This is a genomic window from Paenibacillus sp. EPM92 (assembly GCF_016586185.1).
Lineage (GTDB): Bacteria > Bacillota > Bacilli > Paenibacillales > NBRC-103111 > Paenibacillus_G > Paenibacillus_G validus.
This window is the reverse complement of record NZ_BCPS01000054.1, coordinates 94,167-108,246: the sequence shown is the minus strand read 5'-3', so window position 1 is coordinate 108,246 and position 14,080 is coordinate 94,167. Positions and strand designations below refer to the sequence as shown.

Below are 14,080 nucleotides of genomic sequence, written 5' to 3'. Positions count from 1 at the left end.
CTAACTTGCGTGTGAATTACATTTTAACAAAATTAAAATCAAAACACCAATGAGGGGCGGTTCGATCACCCCTCATGGAAAGACGCTCTCTATTCGAGCGCATCAGCGTGCAAAATCGTAACGGAAGCCGGCGACATCGCATCCTGCTGCGGCAGCGCTTCAGGTTCGGACGTTACGGCGAACCGAAGCCCGAGCGAATGAAACAACGCTTCCTCCACACTATCGACAGGAACGACCTCAAGCCCGTTCAACCCCGCGAATATTTCCTGCCAATTTTCTTTCGGAATGATCACTTTCGTAGCCCCCGCTTGAAAAGCAGCCTCCACTTTAGCGACGACGCCGCCCACCGGCTTCACTTTACCGTGGATGCTCATTTCGCCTGTCATGGCAATATGGTTATCCACCGGAATTTGCTTAATCGCGGAAGCGATGGCAACGGCCATCGAGATTCCGGCCGACGGACCGTCAATAGGCACCCCGCCGGGAAAGTTGATGTGCAAATCATAATCGTTCGGCTTCAATCCCAGACGCCGCAGGACGGTCAGCACGTTCTCCACCGAGCCGCGGGCCATGCTTTTGCGCCGCAGTGTCCTGCTGCCGCCGCCCATCTCCTCTTCGTCGACAACCCCGGTAATGGTGAAGCGTCCGGCTCCAGGCGCGGCTGCAGGCATCGAGGTGACTTCGATGTCCAGCAGCATGCCAAGATTCGGACCGTATACGGCGAGTCCGTTCACTAAACCGATTTCCGGACGGCTGTGAATTTTTTTCTCGGGACGCGGCGCAATTTGCGAGCTGTTGACAACCCATTCCACATCGGCGGCCGATAACTCCCTCCGTTGGTCCGTTAGCGCCATCCCCGCAGCCAACTGGATGATATTAACCGCTTCGCGGCCGTTGGTCGCATACTTCTTCACGACTTCAACGGCGGCCTCATTGTCGGGGAAGCCGATTTTCTTTAGTGCCTTGGCCGCAATCAAACCAATTTCCTCCGGCAGCAGCGGGCGGAAATAAATTTCCAGGCAGCGCGACCGAATCGCCGGCGGCAGCTCCTGCGGATTGCGCGTCGTCGCCCCGACAAGGCGGAAGTCGGCGGGCAGACCGTTTTGAAATACATCGTGAATATAACTCGGTACATTCGTGTCCTCAGAGTTGTAGTAAGCACTCTCCAAAAACACCTTGCGATCCTCCAGCACCTTTAATAATTTATTCAGCTGATGCGGATGCAATTCACCAATCTCGTCAATAAACAATATGCCGCCGTGCGCCTTCGTCACCGCCCCCGGTTTCGGCTGCGGAATCCCCGCTACGCCCATCGCGCCGGCGCCTTGATAAATCGGATCGTGCACCGAGCCGATCAATGGATCCGCGATGCCTCTTTCGTCAAAGCGGGCCGTCGTCGCATCGATCTCGGTAAATTTGGCGTCCGGCCGAAACGGCGACTCCGGATTTTTCTTCGCTTCCTCCAGCACGACTCGTGCAGCGGCCGTCTTGCCGACGCCCGGCGGCCCATAGATGATCACATGTTGGGGATTGGCTCCGCACAGCGCCGCTTTAAGCGCCCTCAGCCCTTCCTTCTGGCCGACAATGTCCTCCATCGCTTGCGGCCTTGTTTTTTCAGCCAGCGGTTTATTTAAGGAGATGTTCCGCAGCCTGCGAAGCTTCTCCAATTCTTTTTTCGACTCTTTATCCACCGCTGAACGGTTGGTTTGTTGGTTGCGCAGCAAATTCCAAAAATACAAGCCGATGACAATGGCAAAAAACAATTGAATCACCATCAAAACTACACTGATACTCATCCCACGGATCGACCTCCCGTTACTTAATATATTTGGTAGTATTGCCCTCCGTTGGTAGCATTAATCCCCCTATGCGCAATCTTTTTCGGGGAAGCTATGGACGATGCGATTTGCAAGCATCGTACACTCGGAAGAGGATGGTGACTGATGATGAAACAACGCGTTAGGGCCTTGCTTTACGCCGTAATTTTAGCGATAGCCTCGGTTTGGCCTGCCTCGCCGACCGCAGCCGGCTCCGTTCTTCCAGATTCGTTCTTACTGCCTGAAATCAAAACGGATCACCCGGCTATCTCGGGGGTTGACATTGTCATAGACGTCGGTCACGGCGGTATCGACGGCGGGACGTCCCACGGCTCCATTCTGGAAAAAAACATCAATTTGGCCATCGCCCAAAAAACGTATGAGGCACTGCGCCGCAACGGTTATTTGGTATTGATGAACCGGATGAACGACTATGCGCTCAGCGGCGAGAACCTTTGGCTGCGCAGCCGCTCCCGGCATATTAAAGACTTGGCCCAACGCAGCCATCTGGCTAATGAAGTAAACCCGAAGCTGCTGATCAGCCTTCACGTCAACTCGGCCCGCAACGCCAATACGCGCGGAGCGCTGCTGCTTCATCAAAAAAACGAGCAAAGCAAATCGCTCGCTGCCGCCTTGCAAAGCCGCTTAAACGAATTGTACGGAATCTCGAACGATGCGGTATACGGACGGACGTATTACCTTCTCAAGCATACGAACGCGCCCGCCGTTATCGTCGAGATGGGCTTTCTGACCAACGCGTCGGATCGCGCGTTCCTGACCAATGCTGCCGGCCAACAAGCGATTGCCGACAAAATTGCCGAAGGCGTCGTGGCTTACTTGAAATCCGCTGAGCAGCCGAATTGAACGCGCAAAACACGCAAAAAGCGCTCCAAGGATTATCCCTGGAACGCTTTGTTCACTTTACGCCAGCATGATGTTTTCTTCCGGGAATTTCCCCGGTTCGTTCGTAATGCTCCACGATGAGGTCGATTTCTTTCTTCAGCTCGGACAACAGCTCCGCTTCCGGCACTTTACGAATCATCTCGCCGTAGCGGAATAACATGCCCTCGCCCCGCGCGCCGGCGATGCCGATGTCGGCTTCGCGCGCTTCGCCGGGACCGTTAACCGCGCAGCCGAGCACCGACACTTTGATCGGCACCTTCAGCTTAGAGATGTAATCCTCCACCTCATTGGCGATCGAGAACAAGTCGATGTCCAGTCGGCCGCATGTCGGGCACGATATGAGGGTAGCGGCGTTGGTTATAAGGCCGAACGACTTTAACAGCTCGCGACAAACCTTCACTTCTTCAACCGGGTCGGCGCTGAGCGAAATGCGGATCGTCGATCCGATGCCCATGCTGAGCAGCGCTCCGAGTCCGGCCGCGCTTTTCACCGTACCCGAGAACAGCGTCCCCGCCTCCGTGATCCCGAGATGCAGCGGATATTTAAAGGTCGACGCCGCTTGCGTATAGGCGGCAATCGCCATAGGCACGTCCGATGCTTTCAGCGAAACGATAATATCCCGGAAATCGAGCTCCTCGAGAATTCGAATGTGGTATAAGGCGCTCTCCACCATCGCTTCAGGTGTCGGGTAACCGTACTTCTCCAGCAAATGGTTCTCGAGCGAACCAGCATTCACGCCAATACGGATAGGAATGCCGCGCTCCTTGCAGGCTTTCACGACCGCTTCGACCTTCTCCCGGCGGCCGATATTGCCCGGATTGATGCGCACTTTGTCGATGCCGTTCTCAATCGCCATCAAAGCCAGACGGTAATCGAAGTGAATATCGGCGACGAGCGGAATCGAAATTTGCTTCTTGATGTCTTTAATCGCTTCTGCCGCTTCCTTATTGTTTACCGTCACGCGCACAATTTGGCAGCCCGCATCTTCCAGACGGTGAATTTCCGCGACGGTCGCTTTTACATCGGCCGTCTTAGTCGTGCACATGCTCTGAATGATAACGTCATTGCTTCCCCCGATGGTCAAATTGCCGACTTTAACCGGTATCGTTTCCCTTCTGTGGAACATGCGTTTTCTTCTCTCCCATGATACCAAACATCCTCCGCTCCGCTGACGGATTTCGCCTGACAAGAAGACGATCCATCAACGGATTGGAGGTGTCCGGTTTTTTTAGTATACGTGCGCTTACGCGCTTTCTTCTTTTTTCTTGACCGGCGGCGCATCGGCAGCCGTTATCGGCGGCGCGATTTTCGCTTGAACGGCATCCTTCGTGACGAGGCATTTGGACGATTCGGTGCGCGAAGGCGCTTCATACATCACTTCCAGCATAATGCCTTCGATGATGGCCCGCAAACCGCGGGCTCCGGTATTCCGCTTGATCGCTTCCTTGGCAATTTCTTCAAGCGCCTCGGAATCGAATTCAAGCGTCACGTTGTCCATCTCCAGCAGTTTCTGGTATTGCTTCACCAGTGCGTTCTTAGGCTCTGTCAAGATACGCACAAGCGCAGCTTCATCAAGCGGCTCCAGGGTGGAGATGACTGGCAGACGACCGACGAACTCGGGAATTAAGCCGAATTTGAGCAAGTCTTCCGGCAGCACGAGCGACAAATATTCACCCGGTTTCAGGTCGGCTTTGTGGCCGTCCGTACCGAAGCCGATCACTTTCTTGCCGATACGGCGTTTGATGATCTGCTCCAGGCCGTCGAACGCCCCGCCGCAGATGAACAAGATGTTCGTCGTATCGATCTGGATAAACTCTTGATGCGGATGCTTACGGCCTCCTTGCGGAGGAACGGAGGCAACTGTGCCTTCCAAAATTTTCAGCAACGCCTGTTGGACGCCCTCGCCGGATACATCGCGCGTAATCGACGGATTCTCGGACTTGCGGGCCACTTTATCGATCTCATCGATATAGATAATGCCGCGTTCCGCTTTTTCCACGTCGTAATCCGCCGCTTGAATCAGCTTCAGCAAAATATTCTCGACGTCTTCGCCTACATAGCCGGCTTCCGTCAAAGACGTCGCATCGGCGATCGCAAACGGTACGTTCAAAATTTTGGCCAGCGTTTGGGCAAGCAGCGTCTTACCACTGCCCGTAGGGCCGACAAGGACGATGTTGGACTTTTGCAATTCCACGTCCTCGCCTTTGCTTGCTTGAGAGTTAATCCGTTTATAGTGGTTGTATACCGCGACGGACATGGACTTCTTCGCTTGCTCCTGGCCGATGACGTAAGAATCCAGAATGGCGCGGATTTCTTTCGGCTTCGGCACGTCCTTCAAGTCGAGCTCTTCCTCGTGACCCAACTCTTCCTCCACGATTTCGGTACAAAGCTCGATGCATTCGTCGCATATATAAACGCCGGGTCCGGCGACCAGCTTACGCACTTGTTCCTGCGACTTGCCGCAGAAGGAGCATTTCAGCTGACCTTTCTCATCGTTAAATTTAAACATGGGATCACTCCTTTTCTAAGTCAAATCACTCCGAGTGATAACCGCATCAATAAGCCCGTAAGCTTTCGCTTCTTCCGCGCTCATGAAATTGTCGCGGTCCGTGTCGCGTTCGATTTTCTCGTAAGGTTGACCTGTACGGTTCACGTAGATTTGGTTGAGCTTTTGCTTCGTCTTAATGATCCAGTCAGCGTGGATTTTAATGTCCGACGCCTGTCCCCGAACCCCGCCGAGCGGCTGATGAATCATCACTTCGCTGTTCGGCAGCGCAAACCTCTTACCCGGCGCGCCTGCCGTGAGCAGCAAAGAGCCCATGCTGGCAGCCATGCCTACGCAAATCGTCGACACGTCCGGCTTGATAAACTGCATTGTATCATAAATACCCATTCCGGCAGTAACTGAACCGCCCGGCGAGTTAATGTACAAGCTGATATCCTTCTCGGAATCTGTAGCAGCCAAAAACAACAGCTGCGCAATAACCAGGTTGGCGACGTCATCGTCAATCGCGCTTCCCAGAAAAATAATGCGATCCTTCAGCAAACGGGAGTATATATCGTAAGATCGTTCTCCGCGTCCTTCCTGTTCCACTACCATAGGTACTAGAGTCAAATGTCCCAACCCCTTTACGCCAAAGTGCCTAACCTTTTACGCCTCAACCAACATTGTAACACGTTTGAAACCCAAAGTCATATTCCGCTGCCCCATGCTTGTTTTCCCGCGACGTTCCCGGGCTTCCTTGCCCGCCCTGCGGCTATTGTCACCAAGGTCTGCCCTATGTATGTATAGCGTTTGAAGGTAAAACAAAGGCACGCATGAAGGTACACGTGCCTTTGTTAACTATGTGCGCCGTTCGCGACGCTTAAGCCGTTTTGCTGTTGTCTACAAGGAATTTAACCGTTTTGCGGGCTACGATATCTTGCACCAGTGTACCAAGCGTACCGTTGGAAGCGAAAATGCTGCGAATCTCGTCCGCGGAACGGCCGTACATTTTGGACAAGCTTTCAAGCTCGGCTTCGATTTCTTCTTCCGAAGCCTCAATGTTTTCCGCTTTCGCTACCGCTTCAAGCACCAGGTTGTTGCGTACGCGTTTTTCCGCATCGCCTTTCATTTGGGCTTTCAAGTCGTCGGCGCTTTGACCGGTGAACTGGTAGTACATTTGGATGTTCATGCCTTGCGTGCGCAAACGGTTTTCGAATTCTTTCACCATTTGCTCCGCTTCATCATCCAGCATAACTTGCGGGATTTCCACTTGGGCAGCGGCTGCCACTTTCTCGACAACTTCCGCTTCTTTTTTGCTGTTGAGCTCGTTTTGCTTGCGTTCCTTCAGCTTCTCGGCAAGATCCGCTTTGTACTCGTCAAGCGTTTCGAATTCGCTTACGTCTTTAGCGAATTCATCGTCGAGCGCCGGCAAGTTTTTACGTTTGATGTCGTGCAGCTTGATTTTGAATACAGCTTCTTTGCCTTGCAATTCCTCGGCCTGATAGTTCTCAGGGAACGTGACGGTGATCTCTTTCTCGCCGTCTTTGGCCAGTCCTACAACCTGCTCTTCGAAGCCAGGGATAAAGCTGCCGGATCCAAGTTCGAGCGAATAACGCTCGGCTTTACCGCCTTCGAACGGTTCGCCGTCGACGAAGCCTTCGAAATCGATCACGACCACGTCGCCATTCTCGGCTACGCCTTCTTCAACAGGCACAAGCTCGGCATGACGTTTTTGCAGTCTTTCCAGCTCTTCGTTGATTTCTTCTTCCGATACGGATGCATCGCCGGCTTCAACCTCAATGCCTTTGTACTCGCCAAGCTCCACTTCCGGCTTAACGACGACTTTCGCTTTGAATTTCAAAACCTGGCCTTTACCAAATTGCTCGACGTCCACTTCAGGACGGTCGACCGGAACAATGCCGGTTTCTTGTACAGCCGCCACATAAGCGTCCGGTACAATAATGTCAAGCGCGTCTTGATACAAGCTTTCCACACCGAATTTCGATTCGAAAATCGCGCGCGGCACTTTGCCTTTGCGGAAGCCCGGGACGTTCACTTTTGCTACAACTTTCTTAAATGCCTTGTCCAGAGCGGCGGCCACCTGTTCCGCATCCACTTCGATATCCAGAACGCCGACGTTCTTCTCTATTTTTTCCCAACTTGCTTTCATTTTATGCCTTCCCCTCCAAAAATGTTCCTTCGCGTATTTTTTCACGTGCGGCTGCCAGCCTCCGATCATTCGGACAAGCCCGCCCATATAACCATTCTATTATAACCATAATGAATTTCGTTTTCAAGGTATGGATCAAACGGAATCGAGAGAGTTACAACCTCCGCGTAAATACGGCCGATGCGAAATGCTGCATAATCCGATACGACTGCTCCCACTGAAAAGAAAGCTCGGAGGTGATTCCGTAAAGTTCCATCAATTCGGCCTTATCTCCGCCCTCGAAAACATGCTCAAGCAGCGTCAGATGCAGGGCGGCCGCCCACACATCCACACATGCGGCGTCCTGCCTGAGCATTTGCCGGTAAGCGGACGTACCATAAATGTAAGCAAGAAATTCGTTCCACATCTCGCTGGCGAAATACGCCAGCGCCGGGTGGTTCATTTCGCTGATTTCCTGCACGCGGGCGATAATGTCCTGGATTTGCGAAGGAAATCTTTCGAAATTTTCAGGCGTGTCTTCGATGTCGCAAATGACGTCTTCGCCGTTTTTCCGGATCGAAACAGAGCCCGCAGCTCCCCGCTTCTTCAACGTCTGCAGCGTTTTGAACTGGATCAGGGGGTGAAGCTCCTCCTCCTCCAGCCATCCGGTCAACGTTTCGTCGATCCCGGGGTGCTCGAGAAACGCAAGCTGGTCGAGCGCCAGCATCAGCTTATCGGGCGCATGCTGACTGCGAATGCTCTCCAGCAGCCGCTGCGCGTAGGCTTCGCTCTGCTCGCCCTTCGCCAGCATTTGCTGCCGCAGCAAATCGGACTCGCTCTCATCCTCCTCATCCGGTTGGTCCTGATTCTGCAAGGCCATATCCGGAAACATCATCTGCAGCCATCCGAGCAAAGATTGCCATTCCTCCCGCGCGGTGACATCATCCGAACGGCAGCCCAGCAAAAAGCGAAGCATCTTCATCGCTTCGGCGTATCGTTCCGCTTCAAGCAGCCGAGTCAGCTCGTATTGGTAGTACTCGACGGTTTTCGGAAAAAGAATCACGTTTTCATGGGGCAGCGAATTCATCAAGTCACCGCCTTTCCTCGGTACTTTCGTCTTTGAAAGCCAGTGTACCGGAATTTGTTGGCGAAAGCAAAACTTCTATCCGCCATGCAAAAAAGCAGCCGGAGTGCGATCCCCGGCTGCCGTATGTAACAGGCCTATTCCATTTTCATGGCGGCTTGAATCAGCTGCGCTTTAATGTTCGGATTTTGATCGATGAATGCGTACATACGATCGACGGAATCTTTGTTTTTCAAATAGTCGCGCTCATTCTGAATCATTTCGTGCGACCATTCAAGCAGTGCCTTCTCCGCAGCCCCGAGCCGGTTTAAAGCGGTGTGCAGCCCCGTATCCTCGACCAAACGCTCCATCACTTCCTGAGTGACCTTCCCAAGTTTCTTGGTCGTAGCCAGCTTTTTCTCAAATTCGCTGTTTGCTTGTTGGAAAAGCTCCTTGGCTTCTTTATATTCCTTTTGCTGCTCAGACATTGTCCTTTTCAATGTGACGACCACCTTTCATGTTGATCCATTCCACCCTGCCCTCGTCCTAAGGATAGATTGGGACAAAACCAGCCTTTTCTATTCACGGAGAAGTTGGCGGGACCTACCAAGTAATTACTGTTCTATTAGTGTAGCTTGTCCGAAGCCTTTTGTCCAATCTGTACCTGTCAATTTCGGATTGTCGAAACGAAGCGGACAGACATGAACCGCCCCCCGCCCGCATAACCTTTATCATCTTGCTGTCGCCTGCGAAGGCCTAGAAAAGCCGCTCACTTATGAGACCAGAGAGGATGAGACGTATGTGTGGCATAACGGGATGGATTGATTGGAACCGAGATTTAACCCAGCATCCTTCCATTCTTGTCAATATGACGGATACGCTGTCGCTGCGCGGACCGGACGCATCCGGGACGTGGATCACTCCGCGATGCGCACTCGGACACCGGCGCCTTAGCGTTATGGATCCGGCGAACGGCTCCCAACCGATGACGCGCAAATACGGCGACAATACATTCACCGTGGTGTATAACGGAGAGCTTTACAACGCCCCCGAATTGAAGAGGGAGCTGGAAGCGAAAGGCCACCGTTTTACTACGACGTGCGATACGGAGGTGCTGCTCGTTTCGTTTATTGAATGGGGCCGCGCTTGCGTAGACCGTTTTAACGGCATTTTTGCATTCGCAATATGGGAAGACGAGGAACAAACGTTGTTTCTCGCCAGGGACCGGCTCGGCGTCAAGCCGCTGTTCTACTCGCATTCCCCGGGTCGGCTGCTGTTCGGCTCGGAGCCGAAGGCGATTTTGGCGCATCCCGATTTCCCTGCGCAGATCAACGGGGAAGGGCTCGCTGAAATATTCGCCGTCGGACCGGCGCGCACGCCCGGCCACGGGATCTATAAAAATATGCATGAGCTCAAACCCGGCCATCTGATGGTGATGGATGCGAACGGCATTCAAATACGCGCCTATTGGAAGCTGGAAAGCAAGCCGCATGAGGACGACGTGGACACGACGGCGGCCACCGTGCACGATTTGCTGAAAGACACGGTAATCCGCCAGCTGGCGTCCGACGTGCCGATCTGCACCCTGCTGTCGGGAGGTCTCGATTCCAGCGCGTTAACCTCGTTCGCCGCGGCCTATTACAATGAGCAGGACCTCGGTACGCTTCATACGTACTCCATCGATTATGTCGACAACGATAAACACTTCAAGGCGAACGTCTTCCAGCCGAATGCGGACGCCCCGTGGATCAAACGGATGACCGAATACCTGGGCACGGTTCATCATTATAAGGAATTCGATACCCCGGAGCTCGTTGAGTCGCTGAAAACGGTCGTAGCGGCCCGCGATATGCCGGGGATGGCCGACGTCGACGGCTCGCTGTACTTGTTCTGCCGGGAAATCAAGAAGGACGCTACGGTCGCGATATCCGGCGAGGCCGCCGACGAAATCTTCGGCGGGTATCCCTGGTTTCACCGGGAGCAATCGCTTAACGCGGATACGTTCCCTTGGGCGCTGGCCACCCCGGACCGCGTGTCGCTGCTGGCGCCGGACTTCGTGGACTGGGTGAAGCCGGAGCAGTACGTGCATGAGCGCTACCGTCAAGCCTTATCCGAAGTGCCCCGGCTCGCCGGGGAAAACCAGCAACAAAACCGGATGCGCGAGATGTCGTATCTGAACATCACCCGCTTCATGCCGACGCTGCTCGACCGCAAAGACCGGATGAGCATGGCTGTCGGCCTCGAGGTTCGGGTGCCGTTCTGCGACCATCGCCTCGTCGAATACGTCTGGAACATCCCCTGGGAGATCAAAACGTCCGGCGAACGGGAAAAAGGCATTCTGCGCAAGGCGCTTCGCGGCGTGCTGCCGGAAGACGTGCTCGGCCGCAAGAAAAGTCCGTACCCCAAAACGCACAACCCGAACTACTTGGCCGCCGTCCGCAGCTGGGTGCTTGAAATATTGAACGATTCCTCCTCGCCGCTGCTCCAATTCATCGACGTTGCCAAAATCCGCGCGCTCGCGGAGAACGACAACGGCGCCTTCAACCTGCCGTGGTTCGGCCAGTTGATGACGGGTCCGCAGTTGTTCGCCTATTTGGCGCAGGTGGATACGTGGCTGCGTCAGTATAAAGTCGCGATTCGTTGAGGAACACCGACCCGATTGGCGGAAAGCGATGCCGGTCGGCGGGGCGCTCGGGAGGGCCCGGCGCGATGCGCTGGGCGGCAGCTAGCCGCGCCTGTTACGGGCGCGTACTTTTCCAAAAAAGGCGAGTTTCCGCAGCCGCGGGAACTGGCGGAACCGCAACACAAATAGCGGAACCACCGTACCTTATTTCACCCGAAACCGTGCCGGAGCACGGATTTTCGAGAAATAGAGTACCAGAGTTCCGCTATTTGGTATACCCATAAATAAACGGCGAAATAAGGCATCGTAATGCGGCTCTAGCCCTGCTTGTCCATGGCCTGCCACAGCTTGCGCAGCGCTTGCCCCCGGTGGCTGAGCGCGTTCTTCTCTTCCATCGACAGCTCAGCCATCGTGCGGCCGAGCTGCGGGATGTAAAACAGCGGATCGTAGCCGAAGCCGTGTTCGCCTCTCGGCTCCGCCGCAATCGCGCCGTCGCATTCGCCCTCTACCGCCGCAAGGACTGTCCCGTCCGCGTCAACGAACGCCATCGCGCAGACGAACTTCGCGGCGCTGAGCAGCTTCACGCCGCCCGGATTCGCGGCAGCGCCGGCCGTCGCCCCAAGCTGCCCGAGCTCGGCGAGCAGCTTGCGGTTATTCGCCGCGTCGTCGGCCGGTTCACCCGCATAACGCGCCGAGTAGACGCCGGGGGCGCCGTTCAGCCGCTCCACGGCGAGACCCGAATCGTCGGCGACGGCAGGCGCGCCGATAGCCTTCGCTACCGCTCTCGCCTTGATGAGCGCGTTCGCTGCGAACGTTTCGCCGTCCTCCACGATATCCGGAATATCCGGATAATCCCGAAGGCTTCGGACGGCGATTCCTCGTTCACCGAACAGCGCTTGAAATTCCTTCACCTTACCGGCGTTCTTGGTGGCGATGACCACCTCAGGACCGGGAAGCGGCATGCGAATTCCCCCTTATCCGATCTGCGATCGGCCCCAGGGCTTGCTGCTGTTCCGCGATCATCGCCTGGATGCCCGCTTCGGCTAAAGCGAGCAGCTCGTCGAGCTCCTGGCGGGAGAACGGAGCTTCCTCGCCGGTTCCCTGCACTTCGACGAACTTTCCTTGACCGGTCATCACGACATTCATGTCGACCTTGGCTTTCGAATCCTCTTCGTAATTCAGATCGAGGCAGGCGGCGCCTTGAATGATGCCGACGCTGAGCGACCCGAGAAAATCGTTGATCGGAAAGCGACTCAAATTTTTCTCCCGCGATATTTTATCGATCGCGATCGCCATCGCGACGAATGCACCCGTAATCGACGTCGTTCGCGTGCCGCCGTCCGCTTGAATCACGTCGCAGTCAAGCGTAATCGAGCGTTCGCCGAGCGCTTCCAAATTAACGACAGAACGCAAGCTTCGGCCGATCAGACGCTGAATTTCCATCGTGCGGCCTCCCAGCTTGCCTTTGGCCGACTCCCGCTGATTGCGAACCGTCGTAGCCCGGGGCAGCATCGAATATTCCGCCGTCACCCAGCCTCGCCCTTGTCCTTTCATAAAAGGCGGCACCCGTTCCTCAACCGTCGCCGTGCAAATGACCTTGGTGTCTCCGACTTCGATTAATACGGACCCTTCCGCATGTTTATTATAGCCCGTCGTAATCCGGACCGGTCTTGCCTGATCGGCTCTTCTCCCGTCGCTTCTCATGAACTCGTCGAATCCTCCTTTTACTTTAACGTACCCATTGTACCAAACGCTTCCTGGAAAACCAAACGCCTGATGACCGGCCGCGTCAAAGAAAAGCGCCCGATCCCCGAGGCGTCGAAGCTTCCGGAGAGGGCGCGGCTTGCGGCGAAAGCCCTATAATTTATTCGGGTTGACCGTCGAAGGGCGGCTGACCGGCTTGGCATAACTTTGATTGTCGGTTCCGTTGACTTTGGCATCGCCGTTCACGAGAATTTGCACCTTCGTGCCGGTCCCGGCATTTTCGGTAATCGACAGAACGACCGCCTTCAACGCTTCAGCCGGCGCTTTGGCATCCGGTCCGAGCACTTTGTCAGAGAAGTTGACGGTGATCACGTCGGACGACTGACTGACGCCGAGCAGCTCGCTGCCCGCGTTCAAGACGGCTTCAAGCCCTTTGCTTTGATCCGGTCCCGCGATCAGCTGCTGTACGACCGCTTCGGAGATTTGGTCTGTACGTTTAATCAAACGGGTAACCGGCACATAATACGGATACTCTTCTTGGTTTTGGCTCAGGAAGTACAGCGTGACCGGCGTCGTCTGCCCGTACTCAACGCCGTCCGGCTTCTCAATGTTGATGCCCATTGTGCGGGACAGCGGCTCGTCGAGCGGCGTTCCGCCAACCGGCATCTCTTTGATCGCCGTGCCTTCGACCCGGATTTGCACCTTATCGACAGTCGGAAATCCGGTCACGGTCCACGTTACGGCTTCCAATATTTTACGCTCGTCCTGCAGGTTGTAGTCGTTAAAGGCTTTGGAAAAGTCGACAACCGCGAGCTTCTGATCTTTGATAATGTTGATGCCCTTGACCTCGGTGCCTTTGGGCAGCAGCGCGCTGAAGCCCGCAGGCAGACGTCCCTCGGAAGGACCGCCTTCGACCATATACTCGAGCGCTTTCTTCGCTGTGCCTTCGGTTTTCTCCACCTGCAGCGAAATCGGGGCTACGAACCCTCGCTCGTCTTTGGCGTACACGGTCAGCTGCATCGGATTGGCGATCTCCGCGGACGGCTGTACACTCGTCGTTTTCGCTTCTATACCGCTCGGAGGCTGGTCGATGGGCTGCGATTGTTCCTTCGTGTCCAATAACGAGCAGCCTGTCGTCACAACCATGACAAGGCCGGTAACGGCGGCCCACCGGATCCACTTATCCTGTTTCATTTACGTTTCCTCCTTGGTATTGGGGTGTTGTCCGTTTACCTCTATATATACGGGAGGAAGACAAGTTTATGCCTGTACTTTGTCCATTTTGAGCAGAAACTTATTTGCTTCCAAAGTCGCATATTATCTTGATTTAACTAGC

At 54.8% G+C, this 14,080-nt stretch carries 12 protein-coding genes; 2 read left to right on the top strand and 10 right to left on the bottom strand.

Features of this window, described 5'->3' with window-relative positions; genetic code table 11:
* Positions 1 to 89: 89 nt before the first annotated feature.
* Positions 90 to 1,796, bottom strand: a complete 1,707-nt coding sequence (gene lonB / locus JMF85_RS10740; protein WP_127607771.1) for an ATP-dependent protease LonB — start codon at positions 1,794 to 1,796, stop codon at positions 90 to 92.
* 147 nt (positions 1,797 to 1,943) lie between these two features.
* Here lonB and JMF85_RS10735 point away from each other — a divergent pair, with 147 nt between their 5' ends.
* Positions 1,944 to 2,681 carry an N-acetylmuramoyl-L-alanine amidase family protein gene (locus tag JMF85_RS10735; RefSeq protein ID WP_127607769.1) on the top strand — a complete coding sequence of 246 codons (738 nt, stop codon included), beginning with the start codon at positions 1,944 to 1,946 and terminating at the stop codon, positions 2,679 to 2,681.
* A 52-nt stretch (positions 2,682 to 2,733) separates the two neighbouring features.
* Here the strand turns inward: JMF85_RS10735 and ispG are convergent, their stop codons facing one another.
* The 6 genes from ispG to JMF85_RS10705 form a co-directional block, all read right to left on the bottom strand.
* The gene (gene ispG, locus JMF85_RS10730; RefSeq protein WP_054796901.1) at positions 2,734 to 3,846 is read right to left on the bottom strand and encodes a flavodoxin-dependent (E)-4-hydroxy-3-methylbut-2-enyl-diphosphate synthase; all 1,113 of its coding nucleotides are present in this window, start codon (positions 3,844 to 3,846) and stop codon (positions 2,734 to 2,736) included.
* Positions 3,847 to 3,963: 117 nt separating this feature from the next.
* Positions 3,964 to 5,229, bottom strand: a complete 1,266-nt coding sequence (gene clpX / locus JMF85_RS10725; RefSeq protein ID WP_127607767.1) for an ATP-dependent protease ATP-binding subunit ClpX — start codon at positions 5,227 to 5,229, stop codon at positions 3,964 to 3,966.
* Positions 5,230 to 5,244: 15 nt separating this feature from the next.
* On the bottom strand, positions 5,245 to 5,835 hold the full coding sequence (gene clpP, locus JMF85_RS10720) for an ATP-dependent Clp endopeptidase proteolytic subunit ClpP (RefSeq protein ID WP_127607765.1): 591 nt from the start codon (positions 5,833 to 5,835) through the stop codon (positions 5,245 to 5,247).
* 250 nt (positions 5,836 to 6,085) lie between these two features.
* Positions 6,086 to 7,375, bottom strand: a complete 1,290-nt coding sequence (gene tig, locus JMF85_RS10715) for a trigger factor (RefSeq protein WP_127607763.1) — start codon at positions 7,373 to 7,375, stop codon at positions 6,086 to 6,088.
* Positions 7,376 to 7,529: 154 nt separating this feature from the next.
* Complete coding sequence (locus JMF85_RS10710; RefSeq protein WP_127607761.1) at positions 7,530 to 8,441, bottom strand: hypothetical protein; 912 nt, start codon at positions 8,439 to 8,441, stop codon at positions 7,530 to 7,532.
* 134 nt (positions 8,442 to 8,575) lie between these two features.
* Positions 8,576 to 8,917: a hypothetical protein gene (locus tag JMF85_RS10705; protein ID WP_127607759.1), complete on the bottom strand. Its 342-nt coding sequence runs from the start codon at positions 8,915 to 8,917 to the stop codon at positions 8,576 to 8,578.
* Positions 8,918 to 9,216: 299 nt separating this feature from the next.
* On the opposite strand from JMF85_RS10705, the gene asnB reads away from it, so the two are divergent.
* On the top strand, positions 9,217 to 11,061 hold the full coding sequence (gene asnB / locus JMF85_RS10700; protein WP_127607757.1) for an asparagine synthase (glutamine-hydrolyzing): 1,845 nt from the start codon (positions 9,217 to 9,219) through the stop codon (positions 11,059 to 11,061).
* A gap of 296 nt (positions 11,062 to 11,357) precedes the next feature.
* On the opposite strand, the gene JMF85_RS10695 is transcribed toward asnB, so the two are convergent.
* From JMF85_RS10695 to JMF85_RS10685, 3 genes are all read right to left on the bottom strand, one after another.
* Complete coding sequence (locus JMF85_RS10695) at positions 11,358 to 12,002, bottom strand: XTP/dITP diphosphatase (RefSeq protein WP_054796904.1); 645 nt, start codon at positions 12,000 to 12,002, stop codon at positions 11,358 to 11,360.
* The gene (rph, locus tag JMF85_RS10690; protein WP_054800177.1) at positions 11,983 to 12,744 is read right to left on the bottom strand and encodes a ribonuclease PH; all 762 of its coding nucleotides are present in this window, start codon (positions 12,742 to 12,744) and stop codon (positions 11,983 to 11,985) included. Before rph ends, JMF85_RS10695 begins: the two co-directional genes overlap by 20 nt.
* Positions 12,745 to 12,897: 153 nt before the next feature.
* The gene (locus tag JMF85_RS10685) at positions 12,898 to 13,938 is read right to left on the bottom strand and encodes a GerMN domain-containing protein (RefSeq protein ID WP_054796905.1); all 1,041 of its coding nucleotides are present in this window, start codon (positions 13,936 to 13,938) and stop codon (positions 12,898 to 12,900) included.
* Positions 13,939 to 14,080 lie beyond the last annotated feature (142 nt).